Raw genomic sequence first — 26,021 nt, forward strand, 5'->3', positions numbered from 1 at the left:
CTATTCCGAAAGTGTCACTTCACGGGGTCCTTAGGCTTGAGAGACGACTCTCGGACCCGCTCGAATGCCGCCTCGTTCTCCTGTTCCAGCTTTCGCAGTTCGTCGATGTGAGCGTAGTAGTAGGAGAGGGCTTTGTACACGCTTCCAAGAGATACGTCGAGTTGATCTGCGACAAGAGCGGGGGACTGTCCGCTATCGATCACCCGTGGAGCAATGTGGCGAACACCAATGCGTGTGCCGGCGATTCGCGGCTCACCACCGAGTACGTCTTTGTCTTGGGTGATACTCATACTGTACAGTAGCCTCTCGTATGAGTTATATTTTTCCGGCAGCACTCCTCTCGTACCTGTTCAGGAAGGCAACGGGGTGGTGTATTCCGTGAACTACCCTACCCTACTCGCTCACGGCGTCAGCCGTTCGCTTCTTGAGGGTAGGGCTTCCTGCTTCCACGACGCGCTTTGCAGATACAGGCGAATCCACAGGGAGCGCAGTCTCCACAGGCGTTGATTCGGAGTATCCCACTCCTACATCTTCTAGACCGCGAGAAAGAATGTTCCACGCCGCGTTCGCGTCCCTGTCCGCCTCAAACCCGCAAGCTGGACAGGAGTGTTCACGGACCCACAACGGCTTGTCCGTCGAAACGCCGCACGACGCGCACTCTTTGGTTGTCCCTCTCGGGTTGACCGCGACGAAGTGCGTTCCCTCCCGCTCGCACTTGTATTCGAGCAACGAGAGAAACGTTCGCCACGCGGCAGACGCCGTGTTGCGACTGTTCGACGGACTTTCCATCATCCCCTTCACGTTCAGGTCTTCGACCGCTACGAGGTCGTACTCCCGAGCGTAGTACGCCGAGAGCTTGTGCAAGAAGTCGCGGCGCTTCCGACGGAGGTCGGCGTGACACTCCGCAACGCGCCGTCGTTGCTTCTCGTAGTTGTTCGACCCGTGTTGCTTGCGCGAGAGTTCCCGTTGCTCGCGCTCCAAGCGGTCACGCTCGTCTGAGAGGTTGAGCGACCCGACCGCCGTGCCGTCGGTGTCGTGGGCGTACGTGAGAATCCCAACGTCGATACCGACGCACTTCTCGGGGTTCTCAGGCGTTTCAGGCGGTTCGCGGTCCATTTCGACGCCGAAGGTGGCGAACCACTCGCCCGTCGGTTCCTTCTTGATCGTGACCTGCTTGAGTGTGGCGTCGTCGGGGATGGCGCGGTGAAGCCGAATCGGTATGTCCGCGAGTTTCGAGAGTGATAGGACAGTCTGACCGCCCTTCTTGTCGAGCTTGAAGCCAGACTGACTGTACGTGAAACTGCGGAACTCCCGTGGCGGCTTCCACTTGAGTTGACCGACGCCGTAGCCGTTCTCCTTGAGTTTGGAGAGTCCGTTGAGGTTGTCGAACAGCCGTTCAACGACGGTTTGGAGAACTTTCGAGTACACGTCGGACAGGCCATCCCACCACTCCTTGAGGTCAGGTAGCTCCGACCGCAAGGCGGTCATGGACGGCAATTCACCGTGTTCGTCTTGGTAATCGTTGAGGCGGTAGAGCGTGTGGTTGTACAGTTGCCTACAAATGTTCCGGTGGCGGTCCAACTCCTTGCGGTGGGCGTCGGACGGCTTGAGTCGGTACTTGTAGGCGTAGTACATCAGCTCTCCCGCTGGTCTTCGACGTACTGTTTTAGCACATCCAGAGACACCTGCCCCGTCGAGATGAGGCAGTACGAATCGTTCCAGAACGAGTCACCCCACAGTTCGGTCTTCAGTTCATCCTCGTACTCGTTTCGGATACGGCGGGCGGTCGCGCCCTTGACCGTGTTGATGAACTTCACTAGGTCTGTGGTGGGTTTCGCTCGGAACAGAATGTGAGCGTGGTCGTCCTCTCCGTCGAGGTTCGTCAGTTCGACACCGTAGTTGTCCGTGAACCCGCTGATGACCTCGTGAATGAATTGGGTTCGCTCCTCGGTTAGCACTCCGCGCCGATACTTCGTGGTGAGTATCAGGTGGTAGTGTAGGGAATACGTCGAGTGCGCTCCCGAGTCGAGGTCGTACTCCATTGGGTTCGGTCAATATTATACTACCCCACTGAAAAAACGTTGTGATTGCGTGGGTATGTGGGCCTGCCACCGAATCGTGTATGAGAACTGTGCGGCGCTGTATCCCCTCCCTGCTCGCGTCTCCCGTTCGGTCGGTGCTCGCTGAGGAAGGGGGCTTAGCGCCTCAATTCAGCTAACTGACCCTCTAGTAAGTTTTTTAACTGTTACCGGATTATTGGTAATCACCAGATGTATGAGGTTCTCGACGACACGGCGGCACAGACTATCCTCGCCATTGAGAGTGGTGACTCCATCCGCCGTGTCGCCCAACACCTCCACACACCCTACGAGACAGTGAGACAGGCCGTCAATCGGCTGGAAGACGAGGGCTACGTTTCCTATGACGGCGGCCTCACCGTCGTCGACGAGCGCGTACGCGACGCAGCGCTCGAGCTCGTCGCTGCCAGCGCCGGCGTCAGTCCACCCTCCATCGAGGAAACGTACGTCATCCCACAGTTCGGTGACTGGCCGTTCGCGTTCACGCGGATCGACGCCGTCTACGTGTGGACGCAGGGCGGCTACCAGGTCGGTCGCGAGCCCGACGACTATCCGTTGTTCCTTGCTGTTCGTGAGCAGGACGTCGACGCCTGGGAGTCGTTTTTCGAGTGGTTTGACCTCCCGACCGCATTCGAGCGACAGCCCCGAGATGAGTTGGACGGACCGCTGCAGATCGTCCTCGAGCCACGCGCGTCACTCGATATCGAGCACGTCGAAGGGTACCCGGTGATCCCGAGAGCAGAGACAATCGAGTATATGCGCGAGAACTACGCCCAGTTCCAGTCGGCGCTGGCGATGCTCGACCGGATGTACGAGGACCTCGACCTCGGCGTCACGTATCGAGAGACTGAACGGGCACAACCATGAGCTTCAACAACCGAAGTGACGCGCTCATCGAACTGCTCGAGGAGCTCATCCAAGAGGGCCATGAGTACGTCCTTGTCGGCGGCTACGCTGTCTCAGCGTTCAATGCTCGCTTCTCTACGGACCTCGATATTGTCGTCGCGCCGGACTCCAAAGCTGACTTCGTCGAGTTCCTCGAACAGCGAGGTTTCGAGGAAACGGACAGCCACGCCAAAGAATGGTTCTATGACACCGAAGTAATCGAGTACGAGAAGCGGCTCACGCCGCAGCAGCCGATCGGCTTCGATCTACTAGTGAATGGACTCGGGTGTCGCCAGACGGAGGCACAGTGGTCGTTCGACTACCTGTACGACCACAGCCTCCAACAGGAGGTGAGCGGAGGCACAATGACGACGACAGCCAGAGTGATCGATGGGGCCGTCCTCGTCGCGGCAAAGCTCCACAGTGGCCGAGAAACGGACCTCCGAGACGTCCTGGCAGTGGCTGAAGAGATCGATCTCGACGCTTTGACTTCCTCCCACGGCTGAAGCCGTGGAATTCCTCCGCGTGGGTGATTCAGGCCGTGCCTGAACCAACACCGGAGGCAAGATTCCCACCACTACGGGTGGTACTCCGGTCTGCGGGTTCCTCTTTGGTCGTATGATCACGGTGTTGCCACCGGTGATCGTCCCACTCGAGGCACACAGGTGTGTCCCTTGGGCTGTTCTGCCCGCGGGCCGCGGGCCGAGCCATCGGCCCACCTCTATCGACCTCGTCCGCCTGCTCCACGAGGAAGTTCACCGCCCCCACCACGTCGCTGTGCCCCTCGAACTCACACTCGAGACACTGCAAATCGTCGCCGGAACGGTGAACGTCCCCACCCCCACACGCCGGGCACCGGTTGGACGTGCCGGCCTCGCTCTCCTCGTGGACGGCGATTCCATACTCGTCCTCCAGCACGTCGTGGAGGCGATCGCGGAAGCGGCCGTGCGCCCAGAACAGATCGGTCTTCTCGTTCACCACCGCCGACCAATGCTCCTCGCGCACGTCGTCGAGTTTGCCGACGTACAACTCCACCACGTTACGCTCGAGGAGCCACCCGGCGAGAAACCTGATGAGCGCGTCTTGGGCGTGATCGCGGTGCTCGTCGCGGCGGCGATACAACTGCCCGATCCGTTCGGTGTAGTACCGGTCGTCGGGGAGTCGTGACTGCAAGTCCGCGATCGCGGCGGTGAGGTCGTGGAACCGCTCGAAGCAGGGCCGGCCGTGGAAGACCACGCGGTCGCCCTCGCTCGTGACGACGGCGGCGAGGTTGTTGGCGCCGATGTCCACCGCTGCCACCACCCCTTCCTCGCCCGGGGTGGCGGCCAGTGCATGGGTATGCGTGAATCGTCGGACGGCAGGAGAATCGTTGCGTCCGACGGATTGGTGTGCGGTGAACGACTCGGCAGTCCGGTCGTACGTGAGTTCGAGGGAACCGTTCGGGCCCGTCCAGTGCGGGCGGCCCCTAACTTCCAAGCGGAGCTTCTCGTTGTGACCGTAGCCGTACTTCTCCTTCAACGCCTTCCCCAGCGGGATTTCAAGACGGGAGCGTTCCCCGAGTGCCAGCGTGTAGGTGTCGTTTCGGATGACGGTGTGGAGTTGGCGGTTGCCGTCGTCATTCCAGTACCCCGGCGGGCTGGGTTCGTCGACCACGGAGTCGTCCTCGGGGTCGCGGTACTTGCGGAGAAGTCGGAAGAAACCTGTCCACGTCTGCCGGTTCTTCCGCTCGAGTTGCTGTGGGATGCTCGATGAGAGCTGTTGGATGTACTTGTTACGGTACTCCTCTTGAGAGGCGGCGTCTCCGACGATGTCTTCGAGTTCCGAGGTGGTGTGGTTGTCGTCCGTGTCGTACCGTGCGGAGAAGTAGGCTTGACGGCGGTCGTAGTTGATCTCGTTGAAGCAGGCGGATGATGCGTCCAACAGTTCGATGAGGGCGAGCCTCCCGCGGTGGGAAAGTGCCCGGACGTCGAACGTGTTGGCGCGTCGCATCCACCTGTCGTGTGGCGGTCTTGGGTGTTAAAGGCTGCCGTCGGGAGAATCACGGCAGGCCATTGCACGCGGTTCGTCGAACGAGAGTGTCCGCTCTGACCCACGGCTGAAGCCGTGGGCTTCCGCTCGCAACGTGTCACGCCCCACCTACAGCGAGGGGACGACGATGCGCTGCGGAAGCAACTTGAGCGTGGTCTGGAGATCTTGGAGAGCGACGAACTCAAGCACGGATTTCGGAGCGACTTCGGGGCCTCAGCTGTCTCAGAAGAAACGGTCACCGCTCTCCAAGCGTATCTGTCTGCACAGATTGACCACCTGAGCTGAAGGGGTCGGGACCCCCTGATCGGAGTGGAGATAGTGCCCTTCAGCAGTGCTTGCAGTCAGGCAAAAAATTGGAGGGGTGATGTCAGTCGACCGTCGCTTACACACGGACGTCCGTCTCTGAATGTTGTTTCCGTTCAGTTCGAGCACCGTGCTCGCGGAGGAACTCATATCTTTGCGGGGCGGACGGTGAGCCCCTAATCAGCCGCCTCAGCGAAGCGCTCTCGCAGTTCTGCTTCCCGTTCTTCGAACGTTTCGGCTTTCTCCCGGACGCTGTCGCTCACCTGCTCGATCTGGGCGAGTGCAACCTGACTTTCCAGCCCCGTCTGTCCGTCCCCGTCTGTTTCCGCTTCGGCCTGCTGTTCGTACTCGCGTTCGACCCGTTCGAGCGTGCCATCCGGGTTGAACAGGATATCGTTGGCCGTCCGGACGTAGCCATCGAGTGCGTCGCCCTCTTTGCCGCGGAAGAAGTGCGTCAGCGCGTACGTTGCGCCTGAGTGCAGTGTCCACATATCGATCTCGAAGGGATCGGCAGCGTTCGCTCGAGCGTCACTCGCCGCCTGTTGGGCGAGATACTCCGGGAAGCCGAGCAGTTCGTAGAATCCCTCGAGGTCGAATGGCACGTCGGGGAGGGAGAGGGTGATGTCTTGGGCGTCAGTGATGAAGCCCAACAGGTCGTCCGCGACGAGTTCGAGTTGTTCGAGGACGGATTCCCACCACGGGCCGAAGCCATCCACGTCGCCGACGTGTTTGACCACTTCTCTGTCGGTCAGTGAACGAATCGAGTTCGCACAGTAGCTATCTCGGGCAAATCCTTCGACGTAGACCGCGTTGTTGCCGAAGAAATCGTAGCCGGAGGTGACGCCCATCGTAATCGGGTCGTTCCGTCCAGGGAGGATGACCGAGAGGCCATCGAACATGATGTCCATGTGGATTTCACCGCCGCCGCGATACTGCCTGATTTCGCCGAAGACGAGTTCCGAGAGTGGAGTATCCTCGTAGGTTTCGGCACGGAGGACGTCCTCCAGTTCTCCATAGACGTCAGTTGGGTTGATGATGGCGTAACTGTCCGTCGGGATGTTGAACAACGGCGTTTCGGCATCAGCGTCGGCGTTCGCTTGGTCGATGAGTCGATTCGGTTCGACGACAGCGTTGAATCGCTCCGTCTCGACCCATTCGCCCGTGTAGGGGTTTTCGTAGCCGACTTTGGTCTCTGTCGCTCGTGGAAGCTCTCGGATTGCTTCGGCGAAGGTCGTCACCTCGTCGGTGTCTTGTCGTGCCTCGTACCACTCAGGAAGGTCGGTATCTGTTCTCGCGTCGACGCCAGCGAACACGGTAGATGTTTCTGGAGATTTCATTCGATCTCACGAGGGACTGCTTCGAGCGCCCCTCGCCTATCGGGGGCTAAAAAACAGCAGTCGTTAGCGGCCGGGGACCTCAATCGGTCACGCGCGACGGCGAATGACCAACCAGCTTCCGAGGAGAAGCCCGATAAAGATAGCTCCGAAGGCGAATCCGAATTGGGGATCGGACTCTGGACTCGCTGTCGGGCTAGATTCGGTCGGTGACTGGCTGACAGTCGTGGTCGCAGTCGATTGTGTGGACTGTTGATCATCAGCCACTATAGCGAATGGTGAGAACCCGTCTGTGCGAGCAATCACCGCGAGTCCATCCTCGGTATCTTCGACCGTACTGTTGAGTGTTCGCCACTCATCGTTCTCGTAGTGCAGAACCGTGATATCATCGGCGTTTGTGGATTCTGTTTCGTTCCGCGATAGCTCAAATCTGATTTCACCGGCCGAATCGGTGGCCGCATCCGGAACCTCGATGTCGTAAGTGGCCAGCTCCTCACCAGGAGCAGGCGTGTCCGTCTCGGTAGCTGGCTGAACAGCAACCTCACCAGTTGTGGATTCGTTGAACTCGATGCTAACCACGCTGATCGAATCGTTGTCGAAGGTTACCGCTGCAGTACCGTTCGAGGCCGAAATCTCTTCAGTAACATGCGTTTGATTCGCCGTGTCGGGCTCGGTATACGGAGTGGGTGTCGAATCATCAGTCTCGGGTTCCGGATCGCCTGAAGATGGATTGGCGTCGCCTCTGCCACCGTTGTTAGCCGGTGCCGTCGTCTCCATTGTCGTCGGCGTTGCCGTTTTCGTCGGCGTCGCTGTTTGAGTCGCGGTGGGCGTTTCCGTCTCAGTGGGTGTGGGCGTCTCTGTTTTCGTTAGCGTCGCAGTGGGCGTTTCCGTTGCTGTTGGTGTCGCAGTAGGCGTTGCTGTTGCCGTCGGCGTCGCTGTTTGAGTCGTGGTGGGCGTTTCCGTCGCAGTGGGTGTGGTCGTCTCCGTTTCCGTTGGCGTCGCTGTAGGCGTTTTCGTTGGCGTCGCGGTGGACGTTTCCGTCTCAGTGGGTGTCGCAGTAGGCGTAGGCGTTGCCGTTGGTGTCGCAGTAGGCGTTGCCGTTGTCGTCGGCGTCGCAGTAGGCGTAGGCGTTGCCGTTGGTGTCGCAGTAGGCGTAGGCGTTGCCGTTGGTGTCGCAGTAGGCGTAGGCGTTGCCGTTGGTGTCGCAGTAGGCGTAGGCGTTGCCGTTGGTGTCGCAGTAGGCGTTGCCGTTGCCGTTGGTGTCGCAGTAGGCGTAGGCGTTGCCGTTGGTGTCGCAGTAGGCGTAGGCGTTGCCGTTGGTGTCGCAGTAGGCGTAGGCGTTGCCGTTGGTGTCGCAGTAGGCGTTGGCGTCGCCGTGGGCGTCGGTGTCGATGTACTCCCTTCCGAATCTACTGAGACTGTCCGTATGGCGGTGTTCTTGTGGCCGTCCGGATCGGTAATCGTCACTTCGACCCTGAACGTATCGCTGCGGTCGAACGTGTAATTCGGCGTTGCATCAGTACTTCCCTCATCCGGGAACGACCACTCGTAGGACTCAATCGACGGCGAGTTCGAGTGCTCGAGACTGAACTCGACAGGTTCGTTCGCCTTAGGATTTCGCGAATGCTTGATTGTTAGGTTCTCGGCGACAGCGCCTTCGGAAACTGCGGCGAGCCGTTGCTCATACCCATCACCAACACGGAGATACAATCGACCATCAGCCGGAACGAAATCCCGAATGGACTCTTCGCTGTGGTACGTCCATGTTTGTTCCCCGGTTGCCGCGTCGAACATCGTCAAATTCCGCTCCGGGAAGAACTGCGAATCCGTCCCGGTTCGAGCGTATATCTCCCCGTCGGCAACGACGAGCCGGCCGAGCGAATCGGTCTCGGTCCGCCAGTCACGCGTGCCGTTCTCGATGTCGACTGCGTGGATGGTATCACCGGTTGTAATGTAGGCCGTCCCATCCGCGACCGCCTGCACGCGCGCATCTCGTGACGTGTTGAACCACCATTTGTTGGTCCCGGAATCAGCGTCTATACCGGTGACATTTCGGTTACTAATCTCTCGCTGCTGCTCCCTATCCCAAGCAATGAACTCCTCGTGCTCCGCGATGACCATTCCATCGAGGCTCGTATGTGTAGCCTGTCTGGATTTGGCCGTCCACTCGATCGTACCGTTGTCCCGATTTAGTGCGTGGAGATGTGACGTGTTCTCGAAGATTAACGAATCGCCGGCCAATGTGAGATCCTCAAGGCCATATTCCCCAGGTATCGTCGTCTGCCATTCGAGGCCTCCCCTCGTATTGTACTTGTAAGTCGTATTGTGGTCCGTGATGTAGACGCCTGTCTCAGTCGCCAGCTTTTGGTTCGGCCGGTCAATTTCTGTCGTCCAATCAATCACCCCGGTTGAGCGATTGTGAGATCGGAGTAGGAAGCCACTGTGTTCTGCCTCATCGAAGCTATACAGCGTGTCGTCCGTGATCATCGGTTCCGACATCGACTGCCCGTGCTCGTTCGACTGATTCCAGCGACGATCTCCGGTGGCCGCGTCGACGGCGACGAGTTCGTCCTGGGATTTGACGTACACCGTTCCGTTGGCGACGAGTGGTTGACCGAATATCGACCCCTCGTTGCTGAATGGGGAGTGCATCCAGATCTGTCTGGCACTGCCGTGCGGCGCAGCCGCGTCGGGATTCGATGCTGTTCCTGCCGCGTTGCCATCCTCGTGAGTCCAATCTGGGCCACCGAGGGGTTGCACGGACTCGTAGCTGGGCCGAACTACAATCGATCGGCTAACGCTGTCGGTATAGTTGTCACCAACCGTCTCCACAGTCACCGGATATACACCCGGTTCGGAATAGGTGTACTCCAGTTGAGCCTGCGTAGTGTTCCGTTCGACATCTCCATCGTCGTCGAGGTCCCATCGGTAGGTATCGATGTCGCCACTCGTGCCCCCTGCATCGAAGACAACCGGCGTGTCGACCCGGGTGTCATTCGGGCCTGAAAGACGAGCGGTTATTCCGTCCTTGAGCCCAATGACCTTTCCTTCGTTGCTAAGTTCGGCTCGGAAGACCGTATTGCCGCTACGTGTTTCTGATACCGCATACCCACCGTCGTAGTATCCACCACTGTAGATCTCCTCCCAGAGGGTTTCACCATAGCGGGTTGTTTTAACTGCAAATGCATCTGGCTTGTCACTATCGCTGAACGACTCGGTACGCCCCACGAACACGTACGTCCCATCCTCTCTCGCTACGACCGATTCAGCAGCATCATCCCCGCTAGTACCGTAGCTTCGGTTCCACTGGACATCACCGTCCATATCGGTTTTCATGAACCACGCTTTCGCGTAGAAGCTATCCTGCAGTGGATATTCACCAGCCGCAACGAATCCACCAGCGGGCGTTCTGTCGATGGAGGTCACATGCGACCCCGTATAGCCTCGTTCCCACGTTTCGTCCCCCTCAGGCCCGATTTCTCGAAGGACGGCCATCGATGCGTTACTGCCTCCAAGCACGACGCGACCATTCTCCGAGGTCTCGATGGTGGCGTGGGTTCCGTGCCCATATGTCCGGTTCCACTGCTCGACGCCCTCCTCGTCCGTCTTTATCGCCCAGGCATCCCAACTCGTATTGCCGTACGTATTCGTTGTTCCAGAGAGGATGAACCCGCCGTTCGCCGTCTCGACGAGGTCAGAGGCACTATCGTCATCGTGTGCCCCATAGGTTCGGTCCCAGCGTTTACTCCCGTTCGCTGCTACGTTTAGCAACACTGCACCTGAACGATCCGTGGTATCGTCCGAATCGATATTATTCGTATGGCCTGCCACAGCGTATCCACCGTCTGACAACTCGATGACGGATTCAAAGCCGCCCGATTCGATGATGTCGTAGTTCCGTGACCACTCCGTGGTTCCATTCCTCGCGACCTTCGTGAGACCACTGCCGGTCGTGAGTATGTACCCACCATCGTCTGTCGACGTGATCGCGTCAGGGGAGGACCCACCTTGGGTCCTCGTAAAGCGGGTTCTCGGTTTATCAGCTTGTGTTACCGTGAGCGGCCGCGTCACGGTGGATTCGTTGCCCGCACTGCCGATTGCCGTGACGTTGAAGATGTACTCGCCGGGAGAATCGATCGTATCGTCGAGCGAAGTCGACGACGTTTCGGTGGTGGTGCCATTAATTTCTACCTCATACGACTGGATCGTTCGATTCGGGTGCGGGTGGACAGACTCCTCGAAATCGAACGGCACCGCCGCACCGGCTTCCACATGCTCCGGGGCAGCAACTGACACCTGCGGCGATGCGATCCGCTCCTCGCGTGCAGCGACGGTGTATACCGACTCCCGGTCAATCGGCGTGCCATCGACCTCACCCGAGAACGAGACGCGATAGACACCTGAGTCGGCCAACTCCGGCCGGAACGAGCCTGAAGATCCGGATTCGATCTCAGAGCCGTTCTTCTCGACCGTCCACGCGATGTCGGAGACAGAAGACGGCGCGTCGAACTGAATACTGCCACCGGGTTCCGGATACGTCCGATTCGCCATGATATCTATCGTTCGGGTGCGTTCACGGGGTGATTTGCTGAGGACGTCTACGTCGATAGTCCGGGATACCGTCCTTTCGTTTGTATCGGTCAGTTCGAGTTGGATCCGTTTCGTACCTCCGGACTCGAAAGTCACGTTTTCGGTCCGTCCCGACGTCGACTCCTCGTAGGTGCCGTCGTTATCCGTATCAATCTGCCAGTCGTACGTGTCGATCTCATCCTCTGCCGTCGAGGCCGAGGCATCGAGTGTGGTCTCGCCGCCGACTATCGGCTGGGACGGTGGCTCCGCATCGGTGGCTGATGGGTGGGACGGCGTTATATCGATTGCCGGCTGCGGACGAGCCGGCTCCTCAGTAATGTTGTAAACGCTCCATCCCTGCTGGTCCTGACTACCGGTGTTCGGATACCGTTCGAAGACGCCCTGTGATTCGTCTTCAGAGACGTCATTTGGTGCGAACACTGGTTCGAACGCCGCACGATAGGCGAGCCAGGGTGTTTGGTCGCCCTCGCGTTCGAGTGTGACTGTAATGTTGCGAGTCTGTCCAGGCTCATACTGCCCCCAGACGTCCAGTAGCGGGGTCGAAATTGGTTCGGTAGAGCCATCTCTGGTGGTGACTTCATCGTTTGTCAGATTGTCCCGATACTCCTGTGAAAGCGTTCCATTACCGTGTACCCCGGTGACGTTCAGCGAGTCAGCGTGGGTGACGGAAAGATAGCCGAGTTCGCTCGTCAGCCCGGCATACTCGCCGTTCGAAACAACGAACGTCACGTTCGTTCGGGTATCGTTCATTAGGTCGGATCTGATCGCCTCACTCGACCGCTGCGTCCGGACGGTCGGCGCTGGATCCTTGACGAACTGGAGTCGGTTCTGGGCTGCCGTCTCTTCCTCGATTGCAAAGGAGTTGAGTGATTTGAAGTACGTCGCCAGATCCTCGTTCGGGTCGCCGAAGCCTGTCGAACGTTGAGCCGCGTCCCGTTGCGCTTGGGACTCCTGATAGAGTTGAGCGTCTGTAGAATCTGACTGGAGCCCGAGAACGGATCGCTGTGTCTGGATTGCGTCGGAGGCATTCTGTCGATCGCCCGCTCGCCAGGCTCTGGCCTCGTCCCTGTACGCCGCCTCCAGGGACGCCAGTGCCTCGTCAGAAGTCCCTGCTCGCCGAACCCGATCCTGGTCCATCCTGCTGTGGAGATTGTTCACCAACTTGGTGTTCAGTTTCGCGATTTCCCCGGCCGTTCCACCGCTGTACTGCCCGGTAGAGAGGCCATAGATCGAGGAGACGTCGTCGGCGGACATCGAAACGCCGCCAACACCGAAGGACACTTGGCTCAGTACCAACCCTTTGGTCTGTTCGACGGCGACTGTTGCGAAGGCGTCCTGCATCGACTGGTCGACGGTTTCGTTCCAGGGGTCGTTCGTAAGCAGATGTTCGTAACTGGTCCGGTACGAGGAGATCAATTGGGCACGTGCGTCGGCACGTTCGGCCAACGAGGAATTGAGTGACGTCGAACCCACCGAATAATTCTGCTCGATGGATTGCGTCTCCGCGCCATTGCCGCTGGCAGTCGTGGTCAGCGAGACCGTCTCAGCATCCGTGTTCGGCGATACCAACACGACCGCCTGGTGTTCGGTTCCGGACCGGAACTTCTGACCAGTGAATGTGCCTGACCTGTTGTCGTCCCCTATTGATGCGTTCGTGTAGTCCGTAGGTTGAATGCTGTGGATCGTTCCCCCCTCGACCGCTACCTCCAGTGTGGGATCCTTGAGTTCAGTTCCGGACAGAAACGACCCCTCGCCCACCGAGAGGGAGACAGTCACCGGATAGAGGCCCTCCGGTGGTAACGTGGAATTTTCCGGAGAGACGTCCAGCTCCTGGTTCAGATCTCCCGGATTTGCGTCCACTGGTCCCGAGCCTAGTAACGCGCCAATAGGAATCAGCGTCAGCAGAAGTGCCAATACAATACAATTAATAATGAACTCGTTCGCGTTTCTCGAAAGCATCGTATTCAGTTTCCACCCATCGATATGTCGAACGGACCTACATCACGCAGACATCACGTTCGTATTGTAGCGGGCTCCCGGATATAGTATAATTCATACGGAATCGAGACACTCCTCGCCGGTAGCAACCGAAACGTATCGAATCGACCTGTTTCTGTAATTACAGGGCATGGTAGTACATAACGAACTTCAGCCATTTCGATCAGCCGACCGATCGTACGTTCCGTGATATCGAAACGCGTTCATCAGTCGGGGAAGTAACCCCTGCCGACCCTGACCCAGCCTACAGACAGGTCGGTTTACTGTACTTTTCCGTCGAAGGTCTTCGCGTAGAGGTTTCTCGGGGGCTTTTTCGAGTCATGAGACACGCTTTTTCAGCGCCCCCTTGCCCGTCAGGGGCCAATAAACAATAACGTATGCAGTCCGAATAGGCACAACGTATAAGTCATTATCACAATAATCATTATCCAGAGTATGACCTTCTACGATCGGGAAGCGGAACTTAACGCTCTCGAGACGACATTCGAGTCACCGGGCCACGGCTTCCAGGTCGTCTATGGTCGGCGTCGAGTCGGGAAGACGGAACTCCTCAAGAAGTTCTGTCGTGATCGGCCGCACGTCTACTTTCTCGCCGCCCAGGAGGCAGAACACCGACAGCGTGAGAAATTCGTCGATCAAATTGCCGCCCACTTCGATGACCGCGTCCCCCGTATCGATGACTGGGACGAAGCCTTCGATTATCTCGGGGAGAAACTCTCCGCAGAACAGTGTATCGTCGTCATCGACGAGTTTCCGTATTTGATCGCGGAAAACGATTCGCTTCCGTCCTACATTCAGTCGTTCATAGATGAACAACTCCAGCACACTGACTCGATGCTCGTGGTATGTGGCTCCAGCGTCAGCACGATGGAGTCGGATGTCCTCGGGCACGAAAGCCCACTCTACGGGCGTCGAACTGGACAAATTGACCTCCAGCCGTTCTCGTTTCAGCAGGCCCGCGAGGCAATCGGATACGATCTCACGGACGCCATCCGGTCGTATGCCATCACCGGCGGCACTCCAATGTATCTCACGCTGTTCGACTACACCACATCCCTCGGTGAGAACATTCAGACCCATATCCTCACCCGGACGGCGATGCTCTATAACGAACCCGAGTTCCTGCTCCGAACCGAGCTGCGCAACCCCGCACGGTATCTAAGCATCCTCGAAGCGATTGCGACAGGACATACGACACCGAAGGAGATCGCTGGCGCAACCGGCATCGATTCCGGTCCGCTGTCGAAGTACCTGCAGACGCTTCGACGGCTCCGGCTCATCGACCGGGAAGTCCCCGTCACTGCTTCAGCAAAGCAGTCTAAGCGGTCGCGGTATCATGTCGCTGATGAATTCCTTCGGTTTTGGTTTCGCTTCGTCGAACCGAACCGCTCCAGCATCGAAGAGGCTCCGGGGATCGTATATGATGGAACGATCAAGCCGAACCTCCCCGACCACGTCGCGACGACGTTCGAAGATGTCTGTCAGGAAGCCATCTGGGAAGCAATTCGCCGTACTGAACTCGATTCGTATTCCGAAGTTGGGCGATGGTGGTACGGCGAAGACGAAATCGATATCGTCGGTCTCGCGCCCGATGATGACCGCTTGCTGCTCGCTGAATGTAAGTGGACCTCCGAACCGGTTGGCCATGCGCTCGTCTCACAGCTTCGCGAGAAAGCCGAACACGTACGCTGGGGGCCAGACAACCGAACCGAGGAGTTTGCAGTGTTCTCAAAAAGCGGATTCGTTGATGGGCTCGGCGACGAACTAGACAACAACTGGTCGCTGTTCGGCCTTGGCGAGCTCGAAACGTTGGTTTGAATCCACAGGTCGTGGCTGCGCGCGCAGCGACTGCGAGACGCGACCTCAGGGAGCGTCTCGTACTGTGCGAACGGTGAGTGCAGCGAGCCGTGAGCACTAGCGAGCACGGAGCGGTGGGTGGGGAGGTGGTTGGTGGGTGGCGGTCACAATAAAAAGAAAAGAGCTGCCTACGAGCTCACCACCAAGCCGCTCGTTCGGGGAAAGTGACCGTCGACCGCCCGGTGAGTGCGAGTGACGCCCGCCCTCGGTACCAGCTCACCGCCGCATCCCTGATGCGAACCGTCTGGCCTTCGGCGATGATGGGTTGATTTGAGCGCTTCCACACCGTCAGCTTGGTTTTCCCTGTCTCGTCTTCCAGCAAGCCAACTTGTTGCATCGAGGGACTGCTGGGCTCCCACAGCGTCTCGACTGTCGCTTCGATATCCACCCACTTGCGACCGACTTGCTCCAACTTCCCGAGTGCCACGATCGCCCCCGGCGCCGCCTGCACGTCATCGACCATGTCCAACACCGCATCCTGCATCGACCGACCGCTCTCGACACGGGCAGCCAACTCCCGTTCGATGGCTTCGACACCGAGACCACCGCGACACTTCCCGTCCAACCGGATGGCCTGTTTCTCGACCTCCCGCCGCGTCTCGATGTCTAACTGCTCACGTGGATCTGCCTCACTGGACAACCCACAGTGTTTCGCCTGCGTCATCTCCCGGCACAGTTCCTCGCGCCGACTCGTCTGGGCGCGGTCCTCGCGCTCACGAGTCCGCTGTTTTTCGGCTTCTCGCGCTTCCCACTTCTCTTGGGCTTCCAGTGTCATCCCGTGGGGGTGGTCCTGTTCGTCAGCCGCCGCAATCGCATCACGCACGTCCGAGTCAATCTTCGCCTGGGTCTGCAGTTCAACCGTGGGGCGCAGCTCCGGGGTTTCCTCGACTGCTTCTTGTTCTGATTCCTGTTCGACCGAGACCTTTTCACGAATCGGGTTGTTACGTTGCATTGGTCTTCACTGACCGAAGGCGCTCACCGAGCGTCCGACGCCCGCGACCTCACTCGCGGGTTTTCCACGGAACCGAACCGACCAGTCACGACTGCGCGCTCTCGCTCGCGCCTTCGCGAGCGCCCTCTGGGCGCGAGCGAGAGCGCGCTACAGACGGTGCACACAACCAGCCGCGCGCGGTGAGACCGCCCGGAACGCGCGTCCAGCGGAGTAAGCGTGGGGGGTGAGCACCCACTGGAGCGCAACCCCTCGCGCTTACCCGCTGGCGCCGAGACCATATTCACTTCAGCCCGGAACGGACGCGGGCGGTGCGGAGAGCGCCCGCATGCCCGGAATGGTCGGTCGCGAGCGCGTGGAGGGCGGCAGCGCCGAGCGCGGCGAGCCGGCTACCACTCACGGGGTAACCGTCGATTCCAGCCGGCCAGCTAACGAATGAAAACACGTCTGCTAATTAACCAACATACTCGGGAGTTGTTGGTTAAGACGAAGGGTACCGATTCCGTGCTTCTGCGGTCGAGGTTCGATGCCACCATAACGGTCGTAGAAACGATTACAGAGTTTCAGGGACTACTACTGCTATGGCACCGCCGGTCAACATCGACGAGGAGGCGAAATCCCGTCTCGAGGAGTTGCAAGCTGAGATTCGACTCCAGACTGGCGAGAAGGTCACCGAACAGGAGCTTCTGACCAGCCTCATCAACGATGCCTACGAATCCCGAGAAGCGATTATGGACTCGTTTCGTGAGTCGACGGTCCCGCTATCGGAGGCCGAAAAAGAGACGATACAAGCGGGTCGGATCAGCTCCGGCGTCGAGACGGACGAAGACTACGTCGACGACATCCTCTACGGATGACAGTACTCATCGATACGGGCGTGGTATACGCCGACCACGATACTGACGCGGCATGGCACAACGCTGCCAGCGGCGTTGTTCGACGCGGCAGAGCATGATATCCCAGCTACAAATCGGACTCCCAGTCATATCGATGTCTGATTCCCCGGCGGCTTCACCCAGTACCGGCCCCATCAATACGGAGATTCTCGACCGGATTGCCGCACACCTTACCCGAAGCGCTTGCTACAGAGATATCAAAACCCGATTCTCTTTTTGAGTATTCCTTTGTATGAGTGACACGTACGGGATAGAAACTGATTGACACGGCTGGCGACACCCCATACTCGCCCACCAATCAGCCCACTATCTCGTATAGCCGTTCGCCGGAGAAAAGCTACATATTAAACGGTGTATTAGTGATTCTATACACCGATGAGTACGACGGTTTATTATCATCATCCCGAGGATTCACGGCTTTCTATCGATTACGTCACTCATGATTTCGAGGCTGCCGAAGACCGCACCGGGGGTAGCGAACGTGATATCTATCAAATTGAAGAATATGACCTCAATGGCACCGTCTATGTCGTCTATCACGGGACTATCGTCCCTAAAGTTGCTGATGATGTTGACTTAGATATCTATGAGAGCGTCGCTGATATGGAATGGGCGAATCAGATTATCACCACTCGTATTCTCCGACTTCTTGAATCCGTTATCGAAGAAAAGTATGAAGAAGAAAACGAGAAACTGGCAGCATACAAGGATATAGAGGTCAAAAAGATTCCCGAAGCCCTCGATAGGGTACATTGGGGCGACTCGGTAACGGAGACAGCTGGCGAACTCGTCTCGTGTCTCATCCTCCGGCACTCACTCCCGAATGCAAACCACCGCACCTCCCTCGCAATGCTGAGTTTGTACTACCAAGCAATCTCTCCGCAATTCGACATGCCTGCTACCGCAACTGAAGAGTATGACTGGGAAGGATGGGTGAACGACTACATCGAAGAGTCAAAAGAGATCATCACGGTGCGTCGGAACACAATTCGGTTTCATTATCTCAACGAGTACGGCTGTAACGTGGTCGAGCGGAAGGACGGGCTCCGAATCCATCTCAATGAGTATGATCTAGATATGCACCCGCGGAAGGCTCTCGAACACTATGCCGAGTATCATACGAAGCGAAGTGTTGCGTTCGCTGAAACAGTACTCAAACAAGCGGGAACGAAAGAACTCCGAAACGGTGCACCACTCGACAAAGTGGAGTTCGCTGAACGACTTCAAGAAATGGACTAATCACTGAGTCGGAAGGGTTTCAGGCTACTATGAAAGAAAACGACAGGTTAGTCGCGGAGATGGGCGAGGGATCGGCCGGTATTTTCGACCCGACTGCTTTGCGTCATGTCGAGATCGCGTTCAAGCACGCGAACAGTTTCTTCGAGTGTCATGGTTGGTCGGGATACAGTTCGTGGCCACACGGTTGGTACGTGGGGTTAAACCCTTTTCGCACTATTTCTCGTGCCGATGCTACGATTCGTTCTACCGATAAGTTGCATCTCAACGCTCATAAGTACTGCTCCAATCTCTTTGACATCCTCCCCGCCCTGAAGGGCGAGGATTCCCGACCGCGTTGGGATATTGTGGTTTACGACGTGACCTGTTCTTGAGGTGCGAACGCACCAGTTTCCTTGTCAAACAGATACGTCGATGGCTGTGCCAACCAGCCGTTACTCCTATCTCCCCCATCACAGGCGAGACTCGGAGATACTTTCTGTCGAATGTTCTCCGCACCGTTTACGTCCGCGTTCGCCACCGTATCACACGAATCACAGACGTACAACCCACGCTCAACACGGTTTGCGTCACGCTTCCGACCACAGCACGAACACGACTTCGACGTATCCCGCTCAGACACTTCTTCAACCGAAATACCTTCTATCTCGGCCTTGTATTCAAGGATGTCGGTGAAGCGGTCAAACGCCCACGAGTGCAAGTCAAGGTTGCCGTGCTTCCCCCAGTTCTTTGACTCACCGTTCTCCTTGTCCTCACGGATGCCGGAGAGGTCGCCCACGACAATCGTTCCAACCCCCTCGCCAACACACCGCTGAACGATGTGTTTGGAGAGTGTGTGGAAGTAGTGGGTACGGCGAGCCGCCTTCTTCTGGTTCAGTCGCATGGCCTGCTCGGAGTCCGAATCGTCACACTGGGCGAGTCGCTTGCTGAAGTAGTAGTCATCCTGCTTCAAGCAGTTCAGCGGGTATAACTCGCTGCGACCGTCTTCGTAGGCGAGTGCGGCGAAGTTGTTGATACCGAGGTCAACACCCACTGTCTTCTCACCGGGCGATTCGCTCACTTCGATTTCGACCTTGCAGATGAAGTGCAGTTCCCACTCGTCACCAGTCCAGACGGCTCTGACTTGTTGAACGTTGTCCACGGTGGAGAGGTCAACGTCGGGACGAGTCTGGTACTCGCACAGAATGAAGTCAGACCAGTAGTCTTTCAAGTTCGAGCCTTTGCTGAGCCGAACTCGGTTGTATTTGGTGTCGAGTTTGAATCCGGCGGCTTTGAACGTGACTGTCGAACGCGGGTGTTCGTCGCCCTGTTTGCGGTACTTCGGTGGGTTGGCTCTCGTGTCTCCGTTGCGTCGTTTACCGTACCAGCCGGTGAACGCTTCAGCGAGTTCTTGGAGGACCCGCTGACTTGACTGAGAATGCAGGTCATCATAGCGTTCGTGCGACTTGAGGTACGAGGTGAGCTCGTTGTGACCGGGGATGTGGCCGATCTCAGACCACACTCTGTCACAGACCCACCGTCCAACGTTCCAGAGTTTCGAGGCTGCGAACCCAAGCGAATCGAGGTCGTCAGACACCGGTAGCTGGTTCCGTATGGAAGCAGTGTAGGTGCGGGTGACGACCTGTTTCGCCATACGTAACCTATGTTGATAATATTACTTAATAGTATGGATCGGCGTGGAATATCCGAGCCTGCCATCGAACGTGGTTAGTGAAAGATAGTGTCGGATTCATCCCCGCCCTGAAGGGCGGGGCTTTCTCCTTGATTTTCCGTAATCCATCGTGGACAGCCTCGTGACTCGAGCCCCGTGGTGCCTGGCGGACTGAAAGGGCGAGATACGGCGGCGTTCATGTAGTCGCTACGCGGGCGCTATCCGAGGCAACGAGGATATCTCGCGTAGCGACCGCCGCCGCGTCGAGGGCTTTCGATTGGTGGACGCCGTTAGCAACTACAACACACTGGACGAATCGACTGCACCCTCCCAGTTCACCGCTGACCCAATTGTTAACTAATTACACGCGAAACGTCTCGCTCTCGTAGCTACGCTTGCACGCGTGAGTACGGGAGACAACCAATGACAGGAGCAACTTTTCTGAGCGAGGAGTGGTGGGACGAATATCGAGACGTCGTTGACGAAGACCCCGAAATGACGCTGCAGGGCCGCGATGCGTTCGATGAGAACTTCGTGATCGCGGTCGGCGAGGAGAACCACCTCCTTGATTTCCACAACGGGGCGGTACAGGACGTTCGAACACCGGGGCTGGACGATTCGTGGGCGTTCACCATCGTCGGGGCACGCGACGCGTGGGAGCACTTCGTCGAGGAGGTTCCACCGGCCCACCACAACGAACTGTTCGCCTCGTTCTACCGGACGGCTGTCAAGGGCGAAGAGGGGTATTTCGACATCGTCGGTGACCACAAGGCGGTCTTCCAGAACTTCCGGTCGGTCCAGCGAGCGCTCGATCTGATGCGGACCACCGAGAACGGAGCCACGCCACGAACGGAAGGGACGAACCGGCCATCGGAACCAACCGATGAAATCACTGGCAAGTACGTCAATGTTGAGTTGGACGGGATCACACACCGGATCTACTACGAGACGAATGGTCCCGAAGATGGGATTCCACTGTTGTGTCAGCACACGGCTGGCTGTAACAACTCTCAGTGGCGGCACGTGCTCAACGACGACGAGATCACGGAGCACTTCCGCGTCATCGCATACGACCTCCCACAGCATGGGAAGTCGGTGCCTCCGTCGAGTGAGTCGTGGTGGGCCGACCAGTACGACCTCACCGGAGAGCGGTTCACCGAGACGATCGTCTCGATTGCCGACGCCCTCGAACTCGATGAGCCGGTCTTCATCGGATCGAGTATGGGTGGGACGATCACGATGGAGCTTGCCGACTGGTACCCCGATCGATTCCGGGCGCTCATCGGCTTGGAGGCAGGCCTGTTCACCCCTGGCTTCTACATCGGGTGGCTTGCCCATCCCCACGTCAACGCGAACGACGTCAATTCGTATGCGACGTGGGGATTGATGGCGCCACACTCCCCGGAGTGGGCTCGCCGAGAGACGCTGTACAACTACGAACAGGGCGCAAATGGTGTTCTCAAGGGCGATCTCTACTACTATTCCGTCGAACACGATTATCGGGACTCAGCCGACGATATCGACGCGACCCAGACTCGGATGTATCTGCTGAACGGCGAGTACGATTACCTGACCAATCCGGACGATGCACGAGTGGCAGCAGAGGCAATTGGCGAGGGGGCGTCGGCACACGAAATGAAGGCTATCGGGCACTTCCCGATGGCTGAAGGCCCGGAACTGTTCCGGTCGTACATCAAACCAGTGTTGGACGATATCCGTGGGGTTCGAGACGAACCATTACCTGATGTGTTCGCCCCTGAAGACTTCGGTGTCGAGGCGAATCGGTAACTGCGCGATGTTCTATTAGGATCCCTCAAGCAGCGAACGAGCGCGTTGCAGGTAGCTGTTCGCGTCCCAGTTGTGAGCGTCACTAATCCCCTCAAGGAGTGTCCGAGCAGTGGTAGCTGACAACTGCTCAGGAATCGAGGTACGCCGTACACTCATCGATCATCCGGTCTGCGAACGCCGTCGTCACTTCACCCTGTGGGTTAGCAACGGCTTGGTGTTTGATCGTCGCCACGACCCAGGGAGAACAGTACGAGGTCTTCGACGGGTCGCGACCACGGATCCAGTCCGCCCCGATCTCGTGGTTCTCGGGGAGATCACTCGTCGTCAGGGCGGCACAGATGTACTCCTCGCCAGCATACGGAAGCGAGTCAGCGGCGAGGACGAGCCATAGCCGAAGGGTTGCATGCTGCCTGAACGGATCCGGGGCCCAGAAGACATCGCCTCGCTGGAATGCGCTACTGCTCACGGTCCTCGCGCGGATCGACGGCGTGCTCCATCCACGCATCGTAGTCGAAGGTTTCCGACTCGTGGCGCCCAGCAGCGGCCGCAGCATGCTCGAGTGCAGCATCGAGACTTCGCTCGTGGTCGCTGATACGCCAGTACTGCCCGCGATGGTCGACGCGCCCCGATTCTCGGAGCCGAACAAGCGTCGGCCCGACGGAGCCACGTTTGACGTCCGTGCCATCGGCAATCTCGCTCTGGGTGAATGCCTGGTCGGCGTTCGACCGCAGAAACGAGAGGATTGCCTCGGCGTTCGTCCCTGGAGCGGGTGTATCATCGTCCTCGGCAATCTCCTCGAAGCGATCTGTACTGATCGGCATCATGTATCGATATGTACTGATTGTACTAAGCCCTTCTCCACGACTGGCCAGTGGTTCGGCTGGCGCTACTCTTCCAGCACGTCGATAAGCCGTTCTGCCGTCCGACTGATTCGTCCGAGCCGTTCCCGGAGGACCGATGGATCGTCCGACTCCCACACGGCCAGATAGAACGCGGACCCACTCGAATCGCCCCGCACCCGTCGGGGGCGATACAAACTTCGCTAAGAAAGGCGAGGGCCTCGAGGCTTGACCCCCAGGTCGTTCACAATATCACTCGCCGCCATCGGCGACAGGGCGGCGGGTGGCGTCATAGTCTTCGGGGTCCCCGCCCAAATCGGCGGCTAAGTCTTCTCGAATCTCTTCACGGAGCTCCTCGAGCTTCTGAGTGGCCTCCTCAAGTTCTTCTTCAGTCATCGGCTGTTGATCCCGTGCCATGATTCAAACCGCTTGACGAATCCTTCGAGGTTCTTGGATAAATGGTCTTCGGCGCGATCAAGGGCAAGGTCGGCCGGCATTGGCGGCGCAACGTACTCGGATCGGGCTTTTTCGCCGTTGCGATAGATGTCGATGTGGAGGCCTTCCTCAGTGACATCATGTCCGAAGTCGCTGACTGGGTCGTGGTCGTAGCGGACGACCTCACGCCAGCTGCTCTCGAGTCTGTACTCCAACTGAACGACGAATCGGATGACCTTCCCGCGGCTGTGGCTGAAGCCGATTCGAATCCGGAGCGAATCCGAGAGTGGCTTCGTGTATTCTCGGTCGTAGTCCCGCGGCGACTCAGCGCCCATATCGAACCCATTGAGGGCATTCGTTAAAAGCGGTCCAACACACTACTGCCACCTCTGGATTTGGTGTTTCAATCCGTCTCAGGGTCTCATACACAGCCCATTTCACGCATTATTGCTCGCGGTCCTTGCGCGGATCGACTACGTGTTCTATCATGCATCGTAGTCGAAGGATCCCGAATCGTGACGCCCAGCAGCGGCCGTACTATGTTTTCTCCACGACTGACCAGTGGTTCGAGTGGCGCTAGTCCTCCAGCACGTCAATAAGCCGTTCTGCCGTTCGGCTGATTCGTCCGAGCCGTTCCCGGACGACCGATGGATCGTCCGACTCCCACGCGGCCAGATAGAACGCGGACCCGCTCGTGTCCAGCCCGAGGTAGCGACCGACGACGTAGGCGACGCTCTCGGCTTCGACTTCTCGCTTCGCCCGTTCCGTCTCGTCGTCGACATCGCTGTGCAACAGGGCATGGGCATATTCGTGGATGAGCGTCCGAGCGAGGTCGGCCTCGTTCGGCCGATCACGCACCTTCACCTGTGCGGTCTCGTCAGGATGCTCTGGATACGTACAGACGCCGTTAGCATCTGGGTGCGGCCACGCCGAGGCAGCAACCACGTTAACCGTTACGTCCAGCGCCGCAGCGGCGTCGGTGAGTTGCCCGACGAGCGTTCCGGCCTCGCCCGTCGCAGCTGTCTCCAGCTCGGGCAGGGGCTCACCCGCTGTCTGTGAGACATCGAAGACGGGCGCTGGATTGAAGCCGACGAGCCCGCGCGACCACTCCTCCGGGTCGGTCTCGTCGTACTCACAGTCGATCTGTTCGTGGTAGGATGGCGAATTCTCGCATTCGGGACACCGCTGAGCAATGATCGGCGCCCAGATCCAGATGGCTGACTCGCCTTCTGTGACGTGCCGATCGAACTCCTCCTGCCACGTCCGATAGCCCGCGACGCGTGTCGCCTCCGGACATTGCTGTTTGATGAGTAGCGTGTTTCGATACGAATAGTCGTGGAATTGGCTCTGGGCATCCAGCCACGCTTGGAACGCTTCGCTCGCCTGTGCGTCGTCGACTGCCGCGACGAGGTCCTCGACCCACTGTTCGATCGTACTGTGCATCTCCTCGGATCGTGTATCGGACTCGGTGAACGAGACCGACGGATCACTGGACGTAGCCATCAGAATCACCGAAACAACGGCACGCGGACCGACTCGAATCGCCCCGCACCCGTCGGGGCGAAACAAACTTCACCGTTTCAAGCGGTCCCAACGTGACAGCCAACGACTTCTGATATAAAACGCAAGGAGAATACCCGCGCCTTCAGGCGCGGGATGAATCCGACACCCCCTCCACAATCCACCGCCGATGGCAGGCTCGGATATTCCACCATTCCCATTCCGAATCTTTACAAGAGATACGATTATAATCGATTATACAGGCGTTCAGAATGCTGGAAGTCCATCGCACCCACCGAGCAAAAATCCTCAACCACAGCCAGGTGGCTGAGATGCTTGACCTGCATGGATGGGATGCCAGCAAACTCTGGAACGTCGCCAACTACCACTCCCGCAAAGTCTGGGAGAACACGGGCGAGATTCCTGACCACGGCGACCTCAAAGACGAGTTGAAGACTCATCCAAAGTACAAGGGGCTGCATAGTCAGTCCAGTCAGCGCGTTCTGGAGGAACTCGCTGAAGCCTTCAACTCGTGGTACGGCAAGAGGAAGTCTGACGACCGAGCGAATCCGCCCGGCTACCGCAAGAAAAACTACTACGACCAACAGGGCCGCCGTGTCCACGAAGAACACCCTCGGTCAACGGTGACGTGGAAGCAAAACGGCATCAAACACGACTCGAAAAACAATCGTGTTCGTCTGTCCAAAGGCGCGAATCACAAGGAACACCCCAAGGCGTGGGAATACATCCTTGTTGAATACGAGACACGACCCGGTGTCACCGTCGAAAACCTACAACAAGTCCGTGCAGTCTACGACAAGGCGAAAGGACGCTGGGAACTCCATCTCGTCTGCAAAGACGAAATCGAGACGCCCAACGCACCCGGCAACGAAACAGCGGGTGTTGACCTCGGCATCTGTAACTTTGCGGCGGTCGCGTACAGCACCGAGGAGGCTGAGTTGTACCCCGGCAATCGCCTGAAACAGGACGGGTACTACTTCCCGAAGGAAGTCGCCAAGTGCGACGATTCGGGGGGCGAACGAGCCACTCGTCTCCACGCGAAATGGTCGGAGCGCCGCACCCACTTCTTCCACAGCCTCGCCAAACACATCGTTGAACGGTGTGTCGAGCAAGAGGTTGGACAAATCAACGTTGGGAAGCTCGCTAGCGTTCGAGAGGACGACAACGGCGAGTCGAAGAACTGGGGGAAGCATGGGAACCTTGACTTGCACGGGTGGGCGTTCGACAGGTTCTCGAACATCCTCGAATACAAAGCGAAAGTCGAGGGCATCGAAGTCGTAGAGGTGTCCGAGCGTGACACGAGCAAGACGTGTTGCGTCTGCGGTAGAGAAGACGAGACTCAGCGTGTCGAACGCGGATTGTACGTGTGTGAGCCGTGTGATGCGGCCTATAATGCGGACGTGAATGGGGCGGAGAACATCCGTCTCGACATCAATCAAAGTAACTCCGAGTCTCCACCCAGCTTGGGTGGCGATAGGAGTACCGGCTGGTTGGCACAGCCCGGAGTCTACCTTCATGACCTCTCCCGAGGATTCCAACCTCGGACAGAGGTGGTAGACTGCAAACCCTAATATCCCAATCCAGCGGCGCGGTACCGTGGGATTCCCGCGTCTTCAGGCGCGGGAGGATGTCA

At 58.1% G+C, this 26,021-nt stretch carries 19 protein-coding genes and 3 pseudogenes; 8 read left to right on the top strand and 14 right to left on the bottom strand.

What is annotated here, in order from left to right; genetic code table 11:
* Positions 1 to 14: 14 nt before the first annotated feature.
* The 3 genes from HWX69_RS14705 to tnpA form a co-directional block, all read right to left on the bottom strand.
* The gene (locus tag HWX69_RS14705; RefSeq protein ID WP_178917817.1) at positions 15 to 290 is read right to left on the bottom strand and encodes a DUF433 domain-containing protein; all 276 of its coding nucleotides are present in this window, start codon (positions 288 to 290) and stop codon (positions 15 to 17) included.
* Between the two features lie 103 nt (positions 291 to 393).
* Positions 394 to 1,635: an RNA-guided endonuclease InsQ/TnpB family protein gene (locus HWX69_RS14710; protein WP_178917818.1), complete on the bottom strand. Its 1,242-nt coding sequence runs from the start codon at positions 1,633 to 1,635 to the stop codon at positions 394 to 396.
* Complete coding sequence (gene tnpA / locus HWX69_RS14715) at positions 1,635 to 2,042, bottom strand: IS200/IS605 family transposase (RefSeq protein WP_178917819.1); 408 nt, start codon at positions 2,040 to 2,042, stop codon at positions 1,635 to 1,637. The genes HWX69_RS14710 and tnpA overlap by 1 nt, the downstream gene beginning before the upstream one ends.
* 228 nt (positions 2,043 to 2,270) lie before the next feature.
* On the opposite strand from tnpA, the gene HWX69_RS14720 reads away from it, so the two are divergent.
* Positions 2,271 to 2,945: a helix-turn-helix domain-containing protein gene (locus tag HWX69_RS14720; protein WP_178917820.1), complete on the top strand. Its 675-nt coding sequence runs from the start codon at positions 2,271 to 2,273 to the stop codon at positions 2,943 to 2,945.
* Positions 2,942 to 3,454 (top strand): annotated as a pseudogene (locus tag HWX69_RS14725) (nucleotidyltransferase family protein); the annotation flags it as partial. The gene HWX69_RS14720 and the pseudogene HWX69_RS14725, both read left to right, overlap by 4 nt.
* 43 nt (positions 3,455 to 3,497) lie before the next feature.
* On the opposite strand, the gene HWX69_RS14730 reads toward HWX69_RS14725, so the two are convergent.
* Positions 3,498 to 4,952, bottom strand: coding sequence for a transposase (locus HWX69_RS14730; protein ID WP_178917821.1), 1,455 nt, complete (start codon positions 4,950 to 4,952; stop codon positions 3,498 to 3,500).
* A gap of 135 nt (positions 4,953 to 5,087) precedes the next feature.
* On the opposite strand from HWX69_RS14730, the pseudogene HWX69_RS18400 reads away from it, so the two are divergent.
* Positions 5,088 to 5,276, top strand: a pseudogene (locus tag HWX69_RS18400) (hypothetical protein); the annotation flags it as partial.
* A 194-nt stretch (positions 5,277 to 5,470) separates the two neighbouring features.
* Here the strand turns inward: HWX69_RS18400 and HWX69_RS14735 are convergent.
* Together HWX69_RS14735 and HWX69_RS14740 are read right to left on the bottom strand one after the other, a co-directional pair.
* Positions 5,471 to 6,631 (bottom strand): hypothetical protein, encoded by a 1,161-nt coding sequence (locus tag HWX69_RS14735; protein ID WP_178917822.1) that lies wholly within the window; start codon positions 6,629 to 6,631, stop codon positions 5,471 to 5,473.
* Between the two features lie 87 nt (positions 6,632 to 6,718).
* Positions 6,719 to 13,177: a PKD domain-containing protein gene (locus tag HWX69_RS14740; RefSeq protein ID WP_178917823.1), complete on the bottom strand. Its 6,459-nt coding sequence runs from the start codon at positions 13,175 to 13,177 to the stop codon at positions 6,719 to 6,721.
* Between the two features lie 474 nt (positions 13,178 to 13,651).
* Here HWX69_RS14740 and HWX69_RS14745 point away from each other — a divergent pair, with 474 nt between their 5' ends.
* A complete protein-coding gene (locus HWX69_RS14745; RefSeq protein ID WP_178917824.1) occupies positions 13,652 to 15,034 on the top strand; it encodes an ATP-binding protein in 1,383 nt (460 codons plus the stop codon).
* Positions 15,035 to 15,209: 175 nt separating this feature from the next.
* Here the strand turns inward: HWX69_RS14745 and HWX69_RS14750 are convergent, their stop codons facing one another.
* Entirely contained in the window at positions 15,210 to 16,025 is an 816-nt protein-coding gene (locus tag HWX69_RS14750; RefSeq protein ID WP_178917825.1) for a DNA-binding protein, read from the bottom strand.
* A gap of 578 nt (positions 16,026 to 16,603) precedes the next feature.
* On the opposite strand from HWX69_RS14750, the gene HWX69_RS14755 reads away from it, so the two are divergent.
* Positions 16,604 to 16,879: a hypothetical protein gene (locus tag HWX69_RS14755; protein WP_178917826.1), complete on the top strand. Its 276-nt coding sequence runs from the start codon at positions 16,604 to 16,606 to the stop codon at positions 16,877 to 16,879.
* 414 nt (positions 16,880 to 17,293) lie between these two features.
* A complete protein-coding gene (locus tag HWX69_RS14760) occupies positions 17,294 to 18,157 on the top strand; it encodes a hypothetical protein (protein ID WP_178917827.1) in 864 nt (287 codons plus the stop codon).
* A gap of 349 nt (positions 18,158 to 18,506) precedes the next feature.
* Here HWX69_RS14760 and HWX69_RS14765 read toward each other — a convergent pair whose 3' ends face one another.
* Positions 18,507 to 19,787, bottom strand: a complete 1,281-nt coding sequence (locus HWX69_RS14765; RefSeq protein WP_178917828.1) for an RNA-guided endonuclease InsQ/TnpB family protein — start codon at positions 19,785 to 19,787, stop codon at positions 18,507 to 18,509.
* Between the two features lie 441 nt (positions 19,788 to 20,228).
* Here HWX69_RS14765 and HWX69_RS14770 point away from each other — a divergent pair, with 441 nt between their 5' ends.
* The gene (locus tag HWX69_RS14770) at positions 20,229 to 21,593 is read left to right on the top strand and encodes an alpha/beta fold hydrolase (protein WP_178917829.1); all 1,365 of its coding nucleotides are present in this window, start codon (positions 20,229 to 20,231) and stop codon (positions 21,591 to 21,593) included.
* A gap of 127 nt (positions 21,594 to 21,720) precedes the next feature.
* Here the strand turns inward: HWX69_RS14770 and HWX69_RS14775 are convergent, their stop codons facing one another.
* The 6 genes and pseudogenes from HWX69_RS14775 to HWX69_RS14795 all read right to left on the bottom strand — a co-directional run bounded on the left by HWX69_RS14775 (position 21,721) and on the right by HWX69_RS14795 (position 24,370).
* Positions 21,721 to 22,059, bottom strand: a complete 339-nt coding sequence (locus HWX69_RS14775; protein ID WP_246286523.1) for a hypothetical protein — start codon at positions 22,057 to 22,059, stop codon at positions 21,721 to 21,723.
* On the bottom strand, positions 22,049 to 22,414 hold the full coding sequence (locus HWX69_RS14780; protein ID WP_178917831.1) for a helix-turn-helix domain-containing protein: 366 nt from the start codon (positions 22,412 to 22,414) through the stop codon (positions 22,049 to 22,051). Before HWX69_RS14780 ends, HWX69_RS14775 begins: the two co-directional genes overlap by 11 nt.
* Before the next feature lie 65 nt (positions 22,415 to 22,479).
* Positions 22,480 to 22,602, bottom strand: a pseudogene (locus tag HWX69_RS18175) (DUF955 domain-containing protein); the annotation flags it as partial.
* An 82-nt stretch (positions 22,603 to 22,684) separates the two neighbouring features.
* A complete protein-coding gene (locus HWX69_RS14785; protein WP_178917832.1) occupies positions 22,685 to 22,828 on the bottom strand; it encodes a hypothetical protein in 144 nt (47 codons plus the stop codon).
* The gene (locus tag HWX69_RS14790) at positions 22,825 to 23,202 is read right to left on the bottom strand and encodes a DUF7718 family protein (RefSeq protein WP_178917833.1); all 378 of its coding nucleotides are present in this window, start codon (positions 23,200 to 23,202) and stop codon (positions 22,825 to 22,827) included. The genes HWX69_RS14785 and HWX69_RS14790 overlap by 4 nt, the downstream gene beginning before the upstream one ends.
* Positions 23,203 to 23,443: 241 nt before the next feature.
* Complete coding sequence (locus HWX69_RS14795) at positions 23,444 to 24,370, bottom strand: ArdC-like ssDNA-binding domain-containing protein (RefSeq protein ID WP_178917834.1); 927 nt, start codon at positions 24,368 to 24,370, stop codon at positions 23,444 to 23,446.
* Positions 24,371 to 24,639: 269 nt separating this feature from the next.
* Between HWX69_RS14795 and HWX69_RS14800 the strand changes: the two genes are divergently transcribed.
* A complete protein-coding gene (locus tag HWX69_RS14800; protein WP_178917835.1) occupies positions 24,640 to 25,959 on the top strand; it encodes an RNA-guided endonuclease InsQ/TnpB family protein in 1,320 nt (439 codons plus the stop codon).
* Positions 25,960 to 26,021: the final 62 nt, after the last annotated feature.

Source organism: Natronomonas gomsonensis (assembly GCF_013391635.1).
In the GTDB taxonomy this organism is placed as follows: Archaea; Halobacteriota; Halobacteria; order Halobacteriales; family Haloarculaceae; genus Natronomonas; species Natronomonas gomsonensis_A.

Bases quoted from the DNA above. Each gene is read 5' to 3' on its own strand.
- HWX69_RS14720 (WP_178917820.1), top strand. From the start codon at position 2,271: ATGTATGAGGTTCTCGACGACACGGCGGCACAGACTATCCTCGCCATT.
- HWX69_RS14740 (WP_178917823.1), bottom strand. From the start codon at position 13,177: ATGCTTTCGAGAAACGCGAACGAGTTCATTATTAATTGTATTGTATTG.
- HWX69_RS14755 (WP_178917826.1), top strand. From the start codon at position 16,604: ATGGCACCGCCGGTCAACATCGACGAGGAGGCGAAATCCCGTCTCGAG.
- HWX69_RS14745 (WP_178917824.1), top strand. From the start codon at position 13,652: ATGACCTTCTACGATCGGGAAGCGGAACTTAACGCTCTCGAGACGACA.
- tnpA (WP_178917819.1), bottom strand. From the start codon at position 2,042: ATGGAGTACGACCTCGACTCGGGAGCGCACTCGACGTATTCCCTACAC.
- HWX69_RS14735 (WP_178917822.1), bottom strand. From the start codon at position 6,631: ATGAAATCTCCAGAAACATCTACCGTGTTCGCTGGCGTCGACGCGAGA.
- HWX69_RS14780 (WP_178917831.1), bottom strand. From the start codon at position 22,414: ATGCCGATCAGTACAGATCGCTTCGAGGAGATTGCCGAGGACGATGAT.
- HWX69_RS14790 (WP_178917833.1), bottom strand. From the start codon at position 23,202: ATGGGCGCTGAGTCGCCGCGGGACTACGACCGAGAATACACGAAGCCA.
- HWX69_RS14705 (WP_178917817.1), bottom strand. From the start codon at position 290: ATGAGTATCACCCAAGACAAAGACGTACTCGGTGGTGAGCCGCGAATC.
- HWX69_RS14785 (WP_178917832.1), bottom strand. From the start codon at position 22,828: ATGACTGAAGAAGAACTTGAGGAGGCCACTCAGAAGCTCGAGGAGCTC.
- HWX69_RS14710 (WP_178917818.1), bottom strand. From the start codon at position 1,635: ATGTACTACGCCTACAAGTACCGACTCAAGCCGTCCGACGCCCACCGC.
- HWX69_RS14730 (WP_178917821.1), bottom strand. From the start codon at position 4,952: ATGCGACGCGCCAACACGTTCGACGTCCGGGCACTTTCCCACCGCGGG.
- HWX69_RS14795 (WP_178917834.1), bottom strand. From the start codon at position 24,370: ATGGCTACGTCCAGTGATCCGTCGGTCTCGTTCACCGAGTCCGATACA.
- HWX69_RS14750 (WP_178917825.1), bottom strand. From the start codon at position 16,025: ATGCAACGTAACAACCCGATTCGTGAAAAGGTCTCGGTCGAACAGGAA.
- HWX69_RS14765 (WP_178917828.1), bottom strand. From the start codon at position 19,787: ATGGCGAAACAGGTCGTCACCCGCACCTACACTGCTTCCATACGGAAC.
- HWX69_RS14770 (WP_178917829.1), top strand. From the start codon at position 20,229: ATGACAGGAGCAACTTTTCTGAGCGAGGAGTGGTGGGACGAATATCGA.
- HWX69_RS14800 (WP_178917835.1), top strand. From the start codon at position 24,640: ATGCTGGAAGTCCATCGCACCCACCGAGCAAAAATCCTCAACCACAGC.
- HWX69_RS14760 (WP_178917827.1), top strand. From the start codon at position 17,294: ATGAGTACGACGGTTTATTATCATCATCCCGAGGATTCACGGCTTTCT.